Raw genomic sequence first — 14,637 nt, 5'->3', positions numbered from 1 at the left:
GCTTACCCGTGTGTGGGCATGGAGCACCGCCGAGCCGACTGGCCCCGACAGCGTGCTCGATCGGCGGTGTCTCCTGCGGAGCCGTCGCAGGTGCTGGCCCGTGCGAATGGTTTCAGCGTCCCTCCAGGTGCTCTGTGTTACCGTCCTTAGCCCGGATGTTTCATCGGGTGGCGGCGTCGGCGTGGTCGGCGCCGTTGCCGTTGAATGCGGGTGATTCTTGCAGGTGGGGACGACAATGCTCCGGGTTGTCGCTGCCGGTGGGCGTCGTCTTCCACGGACGAGGATGATGCTGGGCTCGAAGGGACTCATCGGCCTGCTGATCAGGGTGGGGCCAGGCTCGTGAGCTTGTTCCAGGCAGTGGTGAACAGGGCCGCCCAGGGAGCGGTGTCCTTGATGTGCAGGAGTCGTTGCCGGCTCGTGCGGGCCAGGGTCGCTGCGATCGTGAAGAGGCGGTGCCGTAGCGTCTTGGGTTCCCACCGGCGGGCCTCATGGCCGTCCAGGGCGAGCATGGTCATCCAGGCGAGCAGGTCGTTCGCGAGTTGCACGATGAGTAGCCAGATCCGGTTTTGATCGAAGCCTTGCAGGGGCAGATTCGCCAGGCCGGTGTCTTTGGCGATCCGGATCCGGTCTTCGCAACGAGCCCGCCGACGGTGTCGTAGCTCCAGGTCAGCGAGCTGCGCGCGGCGTGTGTTTGTCACGAATGCAGTCAGGCGGTACCCGTCGATGTCCTCGAACCGTAGCTGCGCGCCGGGGTGAGGACGTTCCCGGCGAACGATGACCCGCAGGCCGGGCGGGTACCCCTTCAGCTTCCCGTGAGCCATCAACAGGTCGGTGATGTCGGCGACGTCAGCCCCGTCCCGGGCCTGCCCGTCGGCGTTGTACGCGGCCGTCCACCCGTCCTCGGGAATGAGGCGGTACAGCTGCGGCATGGCCGCGGGCAGGGTCCACCCGATCGAGTACGACAGGCCGCGGCGGTGGCAGAACCACAACAACTCCCGCGTGCCGCCGGCGCCATCGGTGCGGATCAACACCTTGCGTCCCGGACGGGACGGGTTGATCCCAGGGACCGCGGCCAGCGCGGACTTGATCACGGCCTCGTGGTCGGCGGCCGTGTTGGAGCCCGCGTTCCCGGGCCGCAGGAGCATCGCCAGCGGCTCCCCGGTGCCGGCCGGTCCGTGGTCGGCGAACGCGCACAACGGGTGGAACCCGAAGCCTCTCTTGAATGTGGGCGCGGCCTGCTCCTTGTCGGAGTGCGCAGTCACCAGGGTCGCGTCCAGGTCGATGACCAGCGGATTCGTCGCGTCGATAGCGTGACTCGGCGACGCGTCGGCGGCAAGGTCCCACACGTGGCCACGCGCGGTGCCGCGGGCGGCTGCGATGACCTTCTCCACCCGCGCCACATCGCGGGCCAGGGCGGCGATGGTGCGGCAGATCGTGGCGTCCGAGGCCACCAGCCCGTACACCCCCGGCTCGGCCCGCAACAGGGCTGCGTCACGGCAGGCGTCCCCACCCAACGCCAACGAGACCGCGACATCCAGCAGCACTTTCGCGGGATCGTGCCTGGCCAGCGGCTTACGCCACGGCCGCAACGCCTCACTCAATGCCGCGTCCAGGCCCGCGACCCGCACCGTGCGCGTCAGCAGCGCACCGCCCGCCTGCGCCACCGCCGGCACATGAGCGGCGTCGACTCGGACATGCGGGTACAGCCCGCTACGCTTACTCACCTGAGAAGTGCCCTTCAGATCCTGCGGTTATCGACTTCAGCAATCGACATCCTTGCAGGTCAAGGGCACTTCTCGCGTTCAGGGGTCACTCACCCGATGAAATCTCCGGGTTAGCCGATGCCATCGCACGGCCTCGTGGGTAGACCCTCCTCGGAGGAGCAGGCCTCGCCGCCGCCGAGCGCCGGTTGGGCAGATGCTCCTGATCAACTTCCCGCACAGGCACGCACCCGGCAGTGACGAGAGGAAGCCCCGGGTTGGGACCTGCAGCGCCGGTGAGTGTATTGATGCCCACCTACAATGCCGAGCGAACGGTCGCGGTCGCGGTCAGTAGCACCCTGAAGGCCCTCACCGCCGTCGATCGCCTCTACGTCAGGGACGACGCCAGCACGGATGGCACGGTCGCCATCATCAAGCAGCATGCGGATCCTCGCCTCGTCCTTATCGAGGGGGAGGAGAATCTCGGCGTCGCTGGCGGCCTTAATCGTCTCCTCGAACAGGTGCGGACCCCCCTGGTCGCGCGCATGGACGCCGACGATGTGTGCCTCCCGTGGCGCTTCCACTGGTGCAAGAAGCAGATGTCAGGGGTCGACGTCCTCTTCACCTCATCCGCGGCGATGACCGATGACCGCGCTCTGACCACGCGGAACATCCCGTTCCCCATCTCGACCGAACTCTTCGCCATGCACCTGCTCATCGCCAACCCCGTCACGCACTCCACGATGCTCGGATGGACTGACATCATCCGCCAGACCGGCGCGTATCGGGTGACCGTGGCCGAGGACTATGACCTGTGGCTCCGACTGATCCTTTCGGGTCGTAGGCTTCGTCGCCTGGCTCTGCCCACGCTCCGCTACCGCTACCACCCGGGGCAACTGACGGCCGGTGCCACCTGGCTCGAGCGTCTCCTGCAGGACCGCCCCCTGGCGGAGAGCTACGACGCCGTTGCGCACAAGACCCTAGGCTCCCAGGCGTTTTGGCTTCGGGATCTTATGTGCGCGTGGAGCGGGGACGGCCCCCCGTCCGACTCGCTCAGGCACTTCGGTCAGCTCGTACGGGCCGCAAGCGTTGCCCGAGGTCCGAACAAGTTGCTGTTGGAACGCCGGCTGAGAAAGTTCGGGCTCTGACGGGAGTGACGTAGCCGTCGGGCTCGCGGCACTGCTTCACCGTGTGGAGTGCAGTGTCCTGGACGTCGTCCCCGTGCGGCGCCCGGGCTTACGCTTGGCGGCCGTCGTGCCCGCCGGCGCCGTCACGGAGACGTAGCCCAGGCTGTATCGGCCCGCGCCGTCGCGGCCGGGGTTGGCGAAGGCGAGCGGCTTGAGGTAGCCGAGGTTGTCGGTGGCCGCGATCGCAAGGCGGTACTTGCCTGCCGGCATTGTCCGCGGGAGCCAGATGGTGCTGCCGTGGGTGGCCGAGCCCTCGGCGAGCCGGCGCAGGTCGAGGCCCAGGGTGGCGGAGGCGACGGTGACGCCGGCGGAGTTGACGACGTGTAGCCGGGTCCGCCACGAGTCGTAGGTCGGCGCCACCCCGAGGTTGCGCACCGTGACCCTCACAGGCACCGAGCCGCCGGCCGTGGCGGTGCCGGGCGCGTCGTAGGACGTCAGGGTGTAGCGGAAACCGCTGGTGACGTACGCCGTCCGCACGGCGGCCTGGCCAGCGGAGTCGAGCTGGTCGTACGGCGTGGCGAAGTTGGCGCTGCTGAGCATCGACAGATGCAGCTCGCGCACGTCCTGGATGCCCTTCTGCGGCGTGGAGCCCGCCATGGGACACCACTCGCCGACGACCGGCGCACGCTTCCAGACGTCACGGAGCGAATCCGGCAGGTAGCGCAGCGTCATCGCGAAATCCCCGCCGATGCAGTCGTACCGTAGCCCGATCTTGGGGTTGATGCTGGCCCCGTATTGCGCGGCCTCCAGGTCGATCGGCATAACTAGGTACTTGGACGGGAACGCCGTCGAGACCGCGCGGACCACGCGCTGGAGGTTGGCCTGGGTCATCGGGGTGCCGCAGCTTTCGTCGCAGTACCACTCGCCCCACATGCCATAGGCTCCGACGTCGATGATGCCGAGCCGCGGATCCTTGTCGTACCGCGCGCCCAGGGCGTTCATGAGCCTCTCGTAGCCGCTGAGAAACGCCTCGCTGTTCCAGTCCGGGGCGCCGTTGGCCTGCCGGGGCACATAGGAGGGCGTGAGGTTGCCGCCGCAGCCGGGGCACATCGCCATGACGCGGAAGGAGAATCGGCCGTTGGTGGCCTTGGCGGCCTGCATCCCGCGCTCGAAGGCCGAGAAGTCGAATTGGCCGCGGGTGCGCTCCACCTGGGAGCCCCACTGGATCTGGTCGCGCCAGTAGATGTCCGACGTCTTCCATCCGGGCACGATGCTCGGCTGCTCCAGCCACGAGTACATCCCGCGATGGGGGTTGTAGACCTCGGCGGTCGCGGGCGCCTGGGGAACGGTGTTGACCTCGGCGCTGGCGGCCCCGTCGGGGGTGATCATTGCGGCGGCGAGCATGAGGGGCGCGAGCGCTAGGGCGAACACGCGTCGCAGGGCGCGGGACCGTGGGGACATGGCGGGGCCTCTTGCCGTCGGGGGCAGGACGCAGCCGCCGCGCGCAAGAGGGGAGGGAGGGGTCGGTCGCGGAGACGGGCGCCTATCGGCCGGCCGCTGGGGTCACTGAGCCGACAAACCGCTCAGTTCGGGCTTCGATCTGCCGAGACGAGCGAGCTGTGGTGCGCCTCACCGCCCGTGGAACCGTTCGGTGATGCTGCGACTGCAGCGGGTCGCGCAGGTCTACGCGACCGGCGGCGGTGGCTACGTCGGTGAGCGCGGTCCGCGTCAGCTGACCTGCGCGAAAGTCGGCAGGGGCACGTAGAAGCGGGCGTCGGTGAGGCCGCCGCGGCGCAGCTGGGCGACGACCTCGGGCGCGATGTCCCAGGTCAGAATGATGACGTCGTCGGGTGCGGCGGCGATCAGCTCCTCGGGTGAGACGATCGCGATGCCGGCGCCGGGGATGCGGCGGCCCTGCTTGCCGGGCCCGAGGTCGGCGACGAGCGGCAGGTCCTCGGCGGTCAGGCCGGCGACGCCGAGCATTGTCACGGCTTTGGAGCCGGCACCGTAGGCGGCGACCGTGCGACCGGCCGCGCGCGCCTGCCGGACGTGCTCGCGCAGCGCCGCGACGGTGGTGGCGGCGTGGGCGGCGAAGTCGCGGTACCCCTCCGGGCTGGTCGCGCGAGCGCGCCGCTCGGAGTCGAGGATCTGCTGGGCCGCCTTGCTCGGCTCGTGCTCGCCGCGGCGGGCGAGCACGACCAGGCAGCCGCCGAAGACGTCCTCGGTCCAGGCGTCGACGACGCTCAGGCCGTGCCGCCGGCACGCCGCGGCCCACGAGTGCAGCGAGAAGTACAGGGGGTGGCCGTGGCGCACGGTGTCGAACTGGCCCTGTTCCAGTTGGGCCAGCGCGTGGTGGAACTCGATCGCGAGCAGCCCGTCGTCCGCAAGCGCGGCGACGCGCTCGGCAAACTCCGGCTCCAGCGCCTCGGCGTGGATGATCGAGTGGTTGTCGATGACGAGCTGGGCGTCGGAGTCGACCGGGCGGCAGCCCGCCTCCGTCAGGGCCCCGAGCCACGATCCGCCGTGGTGGCTGGAGAACTCGCGCACCCGCAGTCCCGCCGGCGCCTCGATGCGCTCGAGCAGCCGCCGGGAGGCGTCCCGGGCGTGGGCCTGCAGGGTCGCGCTCTCCACGGCCAGCGGCTCCTCCGGGGCGGGGGAGTCGTGGTCGAGCTGCAGTAGCGCGCAGCGCCCGCACAGCACGAGCCCGAGCGGCCAGCGCGGGTCGTCGGCCGGGTCGTCCAGGGGCGGGAAGTGGTCGCAGGCGCTCTGCATCCCCAGGTCGATGACGCCGGTGAGGTCGTCGCAGCCGCACCCGCGGCAGGCCGTCACCCGGACCGCGCCTGAGGCGTCCGCAGTTTGCTCACTCATGCGTCAACCCTCGAATCGCACCCGCTGCTTGTCCACGCGGAACGCCTCCGCGTACGGCGCCCGGCACTCCATGCCGCGCAGCCGGGCGAGGGCCGCGAACGTCTGCGCGTCCCACCAGTCCTTGCCGCGCTGGCTCGGGTAATGCTCATCGAGTGTGGCCCACTTGCGTGCGATGTCGTCCGCCGACAGCGGCACGTACACGTTCGCGCCGGAGGAGCCCAGGTCGCCGTCCCACTTCGGGATCTCGAACTGCCAGACGAGGTGGCCGCGAAAGGCCGTCGGGACGAACTGGCCGAGCAGCCGGTGGTCCTGGTGCGCGTCGTTGGGTTGATGACTTAACACAAGATCCCACGGGCTCCGCGACAGCTCCGCGAGGATGTCTTTCACCTCGTCGAAGTGGGCCGGGAGCCGGGTGTCCGGCAGGTCGTGCACCGTCACCTCGATGGTCGCCGGTTCGACGAACGCGGCCAGGCAGCTTCGTGATTCCGCCGCCCGCTGCGGCACTGACGTGAGGATCACCGCACAGAACTGTGTCTCGGGCCGGGCGGCGGCCAGGGCGTGCAACGTGGCGCCGGCGCCGATCTCGATGTCGTCGCAGTGAGCTCCGACGGCGAGCACTCGCAGCGGGCGACCGGGGTCGGGCAGATCGAACTCGAGCATGTCAGCGTCCCGACAGCGGTTCGACGACGTCGGCGACCGCCGGATCGGAGGCGCCGGTCGGCTCCAGCGCCTCCCGGCAGTGTCGCCAGATCTCCCACGGCGCCTCGCCGCTGTGCGCGAGTCGGTCCAGCACCACCCGCTCCTTGACGGTGTCGGCCGGCATCCAGAACCCGTCGTAGGGGTAGGCGAGCACCTTGCCCTGGTGGGCGAGCGCGGTGAGCGTGTCGGCGACGAGGTCCTTGCCCGGCTCCAGGTGGTCGAGCATCTCGCGGCGCATGACGAAGTAGCCGCCGTTCTCCCGCACGTTCATCGTCGCCACGGAGTGGATGCCGGTGACCGTGTCGTGGGCGTCGGTGTCGACGACGTGGAAGGCCGACTGCGGCGGTACCGCAAGGAGGCTGACCAGTGCGTCCGAGGACTGCAGGCGGGCCACGACGCGATCCAGCGGGGCGTCGGTCAGCACGTCGGAGTAGTTCGCCAGAAAGAACTCGTCGGCGCCGAGATGGTCGCGAACACGCCGCAGCCGTTCTCCGATCGGTGTCTCGATGCCGGTGTGCACGAACGTGATTCGCCAATCGGAGATGTCGGTTGTCAGCGGGGTTGCGCGGCCGCAGTCGATGACGAAGTCGTTGCTGTGCATCTCCTCGTACTCCAGGAAGTACCGGGAAATGTGCCGCGCGCCGTAGCCCATCGCGAGGATGAACTCGCGGTGCCCGAAGTGCGCGTAGTAGCGCATGACGTGCCAGATGAGCGGCCGATCGCCGACCATCGCCATCGGCTTGGGGATGTCATCGACGCCGTCGCGCATCCGCATTCCGTAGCCGCCGCAGAACAACACGACCTTCATCGCGCTTCCTCTCCTGGTTCGAGCGCTGGTTCGACGATCTGCAGCGACGGGATGGCGAACACGAGCCGGCCGCCCCATTGCGCCACGTAGTGCAGCTGCGCGGAGATCTCTGCGCGTAGATTCCACGGCAGCACGAGCACGTAGTCGGGCCGAGCCGCCGCAATCGCCTCCGGCGCCATCACCGGAATGCGGCTGCCGGGCAAGAACTTTCCGTGCTTGTGGGGGTTGCGGTCGACGGTGAATGCCAGCAGATCGGGCCGGATGCCGCAGTGGTTGAGCAGCGTGTTGCCCTTGCCCGGCGCACCGTAGCCGACCACCGACTCGCCGCGTTCCTGCGCGTCGAGCAGGAACCGCAGCAGGTCGCGCTTGACCACGCGCACCGCGTCCTCGAAACCGGCGTGGCCGTCGAGACCGTGCAGCCCGGCGGCCTGCTCGCGGGCGAGCAGATCACGCACTGCGGCGCTGGGCTCGCCGGCGGCCTGCGAGTGCCGACAGTAGATGCGCAGCGAGCCGCCGTGGGTCGGGAGCTCCTCGACGTCGACGATGCTCAGCCCGCCGAGTGCGACGGCGCGTTGGGCCGTGAGCAGCGTGTAGTACTGAAAGTGCTCGTGGTAGATCGTGTCGTACTGGCGTTGCTCGATGAGCCGGGCCAGGTGCGGAAACTCCATCGTCAGGGTGCCGGTCGGCGCCAGCAGCTGCGCCAGGCCCTTCGTGAAGTCCGCGAGGTCGGGCACGTGGGCGTACACGTTGTTCGCGGCCACGAGGTCGGCCCGGCCGTGCCGCGCCGCGATGTCGGAGCCGGTCTGCTCACCGAGGAAGACGACCTCGGTCGGTATCCCTCGCTCGACGGCGGCAGCCGCGGTGTTGGCGGTCGGCTCGATTCCCAGGCAGGGGATGCCGGCGTCGCGGAAGTGTTGGAGCAGGTAGCCGTCGTTGCTGGCCACCTCGACGACGAAGGAGTCTTCGGAAAGCCCGAACCGCTCGACCATCGCCACCGTGTAGCGGCGGGCGTGCTCGATCCACGAGGTCGAGAACGAGGAGAAGTACGCGTACTCGGCTGTGAAGATCTCCTCGGCCGGGACGACCTCGGGAAGCTGCACGAGCAGGCACCGTTCGCAGATCCGCACGTGCAGCGGGTAGGCGGTCTCGCCCTTCTCGGCGCCGTCGGCCGACAGGATCGCCTCGCACGGGGGAGCGGCCCCGAGATCGACGAACGTGCGGGTCAGTGGACTTGCGCAGATCCGGCAACTGCGGACGGGGTTCACGGGCACCTCTGTTTCACCGGATCACCGGCATGGTGTGAGTGGCGGCGAGGGTTGAAAGCAGCGCTCTCGCAGCGCCTTCGACAGGATAGCCGGGTCCGGGTGCACCCACATGGGTCGCGCCCGGCGCCAGCCGGGGCGAGCGCATACCACGCGTGCGGTCGACCGGCAATATCTGCTGGCATCAAGAGGATTCGGCATCCTCCAACGAGAGGAACGTCTCATTCATGACCGCGACCAGCACCTCGTCCGGACCGACCTGCGGTAGGCGCAGCGGTCGAGGGTCATCGGCCATCATCGCGTCCTCACGTCGGGGTCGTCGCGTCTGTCGGCGGGTCTACAGACCGGCCACATACTCGCGGAGCCGGTCCGCGGCCGGCCTCGCGACGAAGCCCGTGGCCTCGATCTTCCCCGGCGGCAGGGCACTGTGCTCGGGGCGGGGCGCCATCGACTTGCCCTGGCCGTATTCGGCGGTGGAGACGGGGGTGACGTCGGACCGGTCGCGGCCGCGCAGCTCGAAGATGTCGGCGGCGATGTCGGCCCACGTCTGCACCGGGCCGGTGTTGGTCAGGTTGTACGTGCCGTAGGGCGGGCGGGTCGCCAGCAGGTGGGCGATGCCTGCGGCCAGGTCGGTCGTGAACGTCAGCCGGCCGTGCTGGTCGTCGACGACGCTGGGGCAGATGCCCTTGTCGGCGAGCATCGCCATCGTCGCGACGAAGTTCTTGCCCGTCCCGACGACCCTGCTCGTGCGCACGAGGTAGTGCCGCTCATAGGCCGCGACGAGGGCGTCGCCGGCGGCCTTCGTCTGCCCGTACACGCCCAGCGGACTGAACGGCTCGTCCTCAGGGTGCTCGGCCGCGGTGCCGTCGAAGACGTAGTCGGAGGAGACGTGCACGATCGGGATGCCGCGCTCCCGGGCGCGCTCGACGAGCCCGGCCAGGCCGGTGACGTTCGTGGCCCACGCCGCCCGCCGGCCGTCCGCGGTCTCGGCCTGGTCGACGGCGGTGTAGGCGGCGGCGTTGACGATCGCGTCGACGTCGGCGAGGTCGAGGCCGGCCACCGCGGCCGGGTCGGCCAGGTCGCACTCGGCGCGGGTCCGGCCGCGCGCGCCGGGCAGCGTGTTCACCAGGGCGGCGCCGAGTTGACCGCCGGCGCCGAGCACGAGGGTGCGCGGCGCGGCGACCGGTCGGGCGTCGACCAGCAGCGGGTGCTGCCGATCGGCCTCCGAGAGCGTGGCTTGTGTCAACGGGATGGGCCAATCGATATGGAGCGACTCGTCGTGCAGGCCGACGAACGTGTAGCGCTCCCGGGCCGCGGCGCTCCAGTGGTCGTTGACCAGGTAGCTGTAGGCGGTCGCCGGCTCCAGGGTCTGGTAGGCGTTGCCGACCCCGCGCGGCACGAAGACGGCGGTGCCAGGCTGTATTTCACACGTGACCACGGCCCCGAACGACGAGCCCTCGCGCAGATCCACCCACGCGCCGAAGACGCGCCCGGTGGCCACCGAGACGAACTTGTCCCAGGGTTCGGCGTGGATGCCGCGTGTCACGCCGCGCTCGTCGTTGAACGACACGTTCTGCTGCACGGGCCCGAAGTCGGGCAGCCCGAGGGCGGTCATCTTGGCCCGCTGCCAGTTCTCCTTGAACCAGCCCCGGTTGTCGCCGTGGACCGGCAGGTCGACGACGAGCAGGCCCGGGATGGCGGTGGTGCGCACGGCGAGGTCGGTCACGCTGCAGTTCCTTCGGGTCGGCTGGGCTGTCAGAAAGCAGGGGCGACGGAGATCTACTGCCCGGTGGCAGCGTATTTCGCCTCGGTGGCGGCCTTCTGCGGGCGCCACCAGTCCTCATGGTCGCGGTACCACGCGATGGTGTCGGCCAGGCCGGATTCGAAGTCGGGATGGGCCGGGCGCCAGCCCAACTCGTCGCGTAGCGCGCTCGCGTCGATGGCGTACCGCAGGTCGTGCCCGGCGCGGTCGGTGACATGGTCGTAGGCGTCGGCGGGCCGGTCCATGAGGGTGAGGATCAGTTCGACGACGCTCTTGTTGTCCTTCTCGCCGTCGGCGCCGATGAGGTAGGTCGCCCCGATGCGACCCGTCTCGATGATCCGCAGCACCGCCGAGCTGTGGTCCTCGGCGTGGATCCAGTCGCGCACGTTGGCGCCCGCACCGTACAGCCGGGGGCGCACCCCGTCGATGACGTTGGTGATCTGGCGCGGGATGAACTTCTCGACGTGCTGGTAGGGGCCGTAGTTGTTCGAGCAGTTGCTGATCGTGGCGCGCACCCCGAACGAGCGCACCCACGCGCGTACGAGCAGGTCCGAGCCGGCCTTCGTGCTCGAGTACGGGCTCGAGGGGTTGTACGGGGTGGCGGCGGTGAACTTGCCCGGGTCGTCGAGCTCGAGGTCGCCGTAGACCTCGTCGGTGGAGATGTGGTGGAAGCGCACGTCGTGGCGCCGCACGGCCTCCAGGAGGGTGTAGGTGCCGACGAGGTTGGTGTGCACGAACGGCCACGGCTCGCGCAGCGAGTTGTCGTTGTGCGACTCGGCCGCGAAGTGCACGACGACGTCGTGACGCGGCACGAGCTCGTCGACGAGCGCGGCGTCGGCGATGTCACCGACGACTAGGCTGCAGCGCCCCGGGTCGAGGCCGTCGAGGGTGCGCCGGTCGCCGGCGTAGGTGAGCTTGTCGAGCACGGTCACCGAGGCGTCGCAGGTGTTCAGCACGTGCCGCACGAAGTTGGAGCCGATGAAGCCTACGCCGCCAGTGACCAAGTAGCCCACCATGATTCGCCATACTACGGGTGCGCTTGTGCAGGCTGTGGGTGCGACAGACTGGGCCCATGCGCGGCATCATCCTCGCCGGCGGAACCGGCAGCCGGCTCCATCCGATCACCCAGGGCATCAGCAAGCAGCTCGTGCCGGTCTACGACAAACCGATGATCTACTACCCGCTGAGCACCCTGGTGCTCGCGGGCATCCAGGGCGTGCTCGTCATCACCACACCACACGAGGCCGCCGGATTCGAGCGGCTGCTCGGCGACGGCTCCCAGTTCGGCATCAACATCACGTACGCCCAACAGCCCTCGCCCGACGGCCTGGCGCAGGCATTCACGATCGGCGCCGACTTCATCGGCGGCGACGAGGTGGCGCTCGTGCTCGGCGACAACATCTTCTACGGCTACGGCCTGGGTACTCAGCTGCGCGGTCAGCGTGGCCTGGACGGCGGCGTCGTCTTCGCCTATTGGGTCGCCGACCCGGGCGCCTACGGCGTCGTCGAGTTCGACGACGCCGGCACGGCGGTCTCGGTGGAGGAGAAGCCGGCCGCGCCCAAGTCGCACTACGCGATCCCCGGGCTGTACTTCTACGACAACGACGTGGTGGCGATCGCCCGCGACCTGACCCCGTCGGCGCGGGGGGAGTACGAGATCACCGACGTCAACCGCACCTACCTACAGCAGGGCCGGCTCACCGTGTGCGTGCTCGAACGCGGCACGGCCTGGCTCGACACCGGCACCTTCGACTCCCTGCACGACGCGGGTGACTTCGTGCGCACGATCCAGGCCCGGCAGGGACTGAAGATCGGCTGCCCCGAGGAGGCCTCGTGGCGCATGGGCTTTCTCGACGACGACGGCCTGAGGAGGCGGGCCGAGGCGCTGGCCAAGTCGGGCTACGGCAACTACCTGTTCGGCCTCCTCGCCCACGGGCGCGCCGCGCCTACGAGCGGGGCACGCTCGACGCGCGCCCCGACCCGCAAGGCAACGGCCTGAATCTGCTGTGGCTGCTCATGGCCGTCGGCGTCGTGTTGCTACCACTGCTGATCGTCGGCGCGAGCAGGTGGCTGCCCGACCATCGGCTCGTCGGTGCGCTCATCTGGGCACCGGGCCGGAGCCGGTTTCCAGCCACCCGCTGCGTGTGACGTCCACCATGACGCCCAATGTTCGGGATGACGGTGTTGTTGACGGTTGATCGGGGCGGCGGCTTTCCGACAGCTCGTCAATCGACGACCGGGGCGGTCGCGGGCTCGGTCGCGGGCTCATCGACGCGTGCCAGCACCCCCAGGCTCGCGGCGAAGGTGAACAGCATCGACTCGGCCTCGCTGCAGGTGCCCACGCGGCGGCAGTGGGCCGCGCGCTCGAGCACCGCGTCGGTGTCGACGAACTCGCGCGGGCAGGCCGCGACGAGCCTGGTGAGACGGTCGAACGCGGCCGGGTCGCGCAGCACGAAACGCACGTCGACCCGAAACGCCGCCTTCGCAAAGTCCAGCTCCGCCAACGCCGGCCGCTCCCGGGCCAGCCGGGCGAGCAGTCCGCGCACCGGCTGTTTGCCGCCGCCGACCGCGACGAAGTCGGCCGGGTTGTGCTCCAGCGCCAGCCGCGCCACGCCCTGCGCGAGGTACGGCGGGCGCAGCTCCACCGACTCCTCCATCCACGCGTGATCGCCCTGCACCGTCAGCAGGTACGCCCCGAGCAGGTCGCGCAGGTCGTCCTGCCGGCGGTCCAGCAGCGCGTCGCTCGTCGAAGAATCGCCCGTCGGAGCCGGGGCGGCCGGCTCGTCGCCCGCGAGCAGCCCCTCGTCGAGCATCGCCGCGACCGGCCGCAGCAGGTCGGCGCGTCCGGTCGCGGAGCCGCCGGCCAGGCGCACCAGCGTGCGCCAGTAGCCGCGGGCCCAGCGCGGGCCGCGTTCGGCGTCGAACTCCGGTTCCCCGAAGGCCGCGAAGTCGAGGTCGTTGACCGGCCCGAACACCCCGGCCCGCGCCGCGAGCACCCGGTAGGAGTCGTAACCGGCGAACAGCTCGTCGGCGCCCTCGCCCGAGAGCACCGCCCGCACGCCTTCGCGGCGCGCCCGCCGCGCCAGCGCGGTCATGCCCACCGGGCCGAGGCGCACGAGCGGCACCCGGCGCGTCGCGACGTACCGCTCGAAGACCTCCACGGTCTCCGCGGGTGTCAGCGTGTGTTGGATGATGTCCAGGCCCACCGCCCGCGCCACCTGACGTTGCCGCGAACCGACGATCTCGTCGCCCTCGAGCACGAGGCCGACCGCGGTGCGGGCGCCCTCCTGCGCGGCCAGCGCCGCGATGACCGTGCTGTCGATCCCGCCGCTGACCAGGCACGACACCGGCGTGATCGAACGCATCCGCGCCCGCACGGCCTGCCGCAACTCCGTCTCCAGCTGCTCGGCGAGATCGACGCCGCCCGCGGCCGGGCGCGGCTCCGGGCGCGGCAGCGGCGGACTCCACACCTGCCGGTGCGCGCGCCCGTCGGGGTCGACGACGACGAGCTCGCCGGGCGCCACCTGGCGGATGCCCTCGAACGCCGTGCGTCCGTCGGTCGGCGCCCACGTCGTCAGCACCCCGTGCAGCCCCGCCATCGACGGCCCCCAGTCGCCGTCGGCCAACGCCATGAGCGACTCCAGGTGCGAGGCCAGCGCCACGCCGCCCTCGACGTGCGAGAGGTACAGCGGGCAGATGCCGAACCGGTCGCGCACCGCGACGTACGGCGCGTCCGTGCTCGCCCGCAGCAGCGCCGCGAACTGCCCGTCGATCGCGCGGAAGAAGCTCGGCCCCTCCTGGCGGAAACCGACCGTGAGCACCTCGATCTCCGAGGCGCCCGGGCGGCCGACGCGCTCCTGCAGGGCCGTCAGGTTGAACAGCTCACCGTTGAAGACCCCTAGGCCGCCCTCGTCGTCGGTGAACGGCTGGGTGGAGGCGCCCTCCTCCCAGTGCGTCAGCCGCGACGACGCGACGATCGCCTCGTCGGTGCGCCGCCACGCGTGCTCGTCGGGTCCGCGCCGGGCGAGGGCCTCCTCGACCCGGCGCTCGCGATCCTCCCAGGCCGGTGCGGCGAGCGCGGCGGCCACCGCCTCCGGGCCGATGACGACCGCGAACCCGCACACGTCAGACCCGTTCGTACAGTTCGTGGATCGCGGCCAGGTTGCGGAAGTCGTCGGCCTGGGCGTCGTCGAACGCCTCCTCCTCGCCGGTCGCCTCGATGAGCGCCTCGAGAATCGCCACGACCGACAGGGAGTCGAGCATCCCGTCGCGGGTCAGATCGTCGGAGTCACGCACGGCCTGCGCGTCGAAGGCGTAGAAGACATTCTCGAGCAGGTCCTTCTCGACGGTGCTCCAGTCGGGTTTCATGATTCCTTCCTCAGTAAGTGAAAAGCCTTGGGATGCAGTAGTG

Annotated in this window: 12 protein-coding genes; 2 read left to right on the top strand and 10 right to left on the bottom strand. The window is 70.1% G+C overall.

Going from position 1 to position 14,637, the window contains the following annotated elements; genetic code table 11:
- Positions 1 to 320: 320 nt before the first annotated feature.
- Positions 321 to 1,724 (bottom strand): IS1380 family transposase, encoded by a 1,404-nt coding sequence (locus PINTE_RS03955; protein ID WP_068426610.1) that lies wholly within the window; start codon positions 1,722 to 1,724, stop codon positions 321 to 323.
- A 233-nt stretch (positions 1,725 to 1,957) separates the two neighbouring features.
- On the opposite strand from PINTE_RS03955, the gene PINTE_RS03950 reads away from it, so the two are divergent.
- On the top strand, positions 1,958 to 2,848 hold the full coding sequence (locus PINTE_RS03950) for a glycosyltransferase family 2 protein (RefSeq protein ID WP_373280137.1): 891 nt from the start codon (positions 1,958 to 1,960) through the stop codon (positions 2,846 to 2,848).
- Positions 2,849 to 2,884: 36 nt separating this feature from the next.
- Here PINTE_RS03950 and PINTE_RS03945 read toward each other — a convergent pair whose 3' ends face one another.
- The 7 genes from PINTE_RS03945 to rfbB form a co-directional block, all read right to left on the bottom strand.
- Positions 2,885 to 4,288, bottom strand: a complete 1,404-nt coding sequence (locus tag PINTE_RS03945) for a DUF4832 domain-containing protein (RefSeq protein WP_084343196.1) — start codon at positions 4,286 to 4,288, stop codon at positions 2,885 to 2,887.
- Positions 4,289 to 4,555: 267 nt separating this feature from the next.
- A complete protein-coding gene (locus PINTE_RS03940; protein WP_068426602.1) occupies positions 4,556 to 5,695 on the bottom strand; it encodes a methyltransferase C-terminal domain-containing protein in 1,140 nt (379 codons plus the stop codon).
- A gap of 3 nt (positions 5,696 to 5,698) precedes the next feature.
- Complete coding sequence (locus tag PINTE_RS03935; protein WP_068426601.1) at positions 5,699 to 6,355, bottom strand: PIG-L deacetylase family protein; 657 nt, start codon at positions 6,353 to 6,355, stop codon at positions 5,699 to 5,701.
- Position 6,356: 1 nt separating this feature from the next.
- Complete coding sequence (locus tag PINTE_RS03930; RefSeq protein ID WP_245642786.1) at positions 6,357 to 7,202, bottom strand: sugar phosphate nucleotidyltransferase; 846 nt, start codon at positions 7,200 to 7,202, stop codon at positions 6,357 to 6,359.
- On the bottom strand, positions 7,199 to 8,467 hold the full coding sequence (locus PINTE_RS03925; protein WP_068426598.1) for a class I SAM-dependent methyltransferase: 1,269 nt from the start codon (positions 8,465 to 8,467) through the stop codon (positions 7,199 to 7,201). The genes PINTE_RS03930 and PINTE_RS03925 overlap by 4 nt, the downstream gene beginning before the upstream one ends.
- A gap of 334 nt (positions 8,468 to 8,801) precedes the next feature.
- On the bottom strand, positions 8,802 to 10,190 hold the full coding sequence (locus PINTE_RS03920) for a sugar nucleotide-binding protein (RefSeq protein ID WP_068426597.1): 1,389 nt from the start codon (positions 10,188 to 10,190) through the stop codon (positions 8,802 to 8,804).
- A 53-nt stretch (positions 10,191 to 10,243) separates the two neighbouring features.
- Positions 10,244 to 11,242, bottom strand: coding sequence for a dTDP-glucose 4,6-dehydratase (gene rfbB, locus PINTE_RS03915; protein ID WP_068426594.1), 999 nt, complete (start codon positions 11,240 to 11,242; stop codon positions 10,244 to 10,246).
- Positions 11,243 to 11,298: 56 nt separating this feature from the next.
- On the opposite strand from rfbB, the gene rfbA reads away from it, so the two are divergent.
- Positions 11,299 to 12,225, top strand: a complete 927-nt coding sequence (gene rfbA, locus PINTE_RS03910) for a glucose-1-phosphate thymidylyltransferase RfbA (protein ID WP_068426591.1) — start codon at positions 11,299 to 11,301, stop codon at positions 12,223 to 12,225.
- Between the two features lie 226 nt (positions 12,226 to 12,451).
- Here rfbA and PINTE_RS03905 read toward each other — a convergent pair whose 3' ends face one another.
- Together PINTE_RS03905 and PINTE_RS03900 are read right to left on the bottom strand one after the other, a co-directional pair.
- The gene (locus tag PINTE_RS03905) at positions 12,452 to 14,350 is read right to left on the bottom strand and encodes an asparagine synthetase B family protein (RefSeq protein ID WP_068426588.1); all 1,899 of its coding nucleotides are present in this window, start codon (positions 14,348 to 14,350) and stop codon (positions 12,452 to 12,454) included.
- Between the two features lies 1 nt (position 14,351).
- The gene (locus PINTE_RS03900; protein WP_068426585.1) at positions 14,352 to 14,594 is read right to left on the bottom strand and encodes a hypothetical protein; all 243 of its coding nucleotides are present in this window, start codon (positions 14,592 to 14,594) and stop codon (positions 14,352 to 14,354) included.
- Positions 14,595 to 14,637 lie beyond the last annotated feature (43 nt).

This window comes from Piscicoccus intestinalis NBRC 104926, from assembly GCF_001515525.1.
Lineage (GTDB): Bacteria > Actinomycetota > Actinomycetes > Actinomycetales > Dermatophilaceae > Kineosphaera > Kineosphaera intestinalis.
This window is presented reverse-complemented; position numbering and strand designations above follow the sequence as displayed.

Coding starts and splice junctions, on each gene's coding strand:
- PINTE_RS03935 (WP_068426601.1), bottom strand. CDS start 6,355: ATGCTCGAGTTCGATCTGCCCGACCCCGGTCGCCCGCTGCGAGTGCTC.
- rfbA (WP_068426591.1), top strand. CDS start 11,299: ATGCGCGGCATCATCCTCGCCGGCGGAACCGGCAGCCGGCTCCATCCG.
- PINTE_RS03940 (WP_068426602.1), bottom strand. CDS start 5,695: ATGAGTGAGCAAACTGCGGACGCCTCAGGCGCGGTCCGGGTGACGGCC.
- rfbB (WP_068426594.1), bottom strand. CDS start 11,242: ATGGTGGGCTACTTGGTCACTGGCGGCGTAGGCTTCATCGGCTCCAAC.
- PINTE_RS03945 (WP_084343196.1), bottom strand. CDS start 4,288: ATGTCCCCACGGTCCCGCGCCCTGCGACGCGTGTTCGCCCTAGCGCTC.
- PINTE_RS03930 (WP_245642786.1), bottom strand. CDS start 7,202: ATGAAGGTCGTGTTGTTCTGCGGCGGCTACGGAATGCGGATGCGCGAC.
- PINTE_RS03900 (WP_068426585.1), bottom strand. CDS start 14,594: ATGAAACCCGACTGGAGCACCGTCGAGAAGGACCTGCTCGAGAATGTC.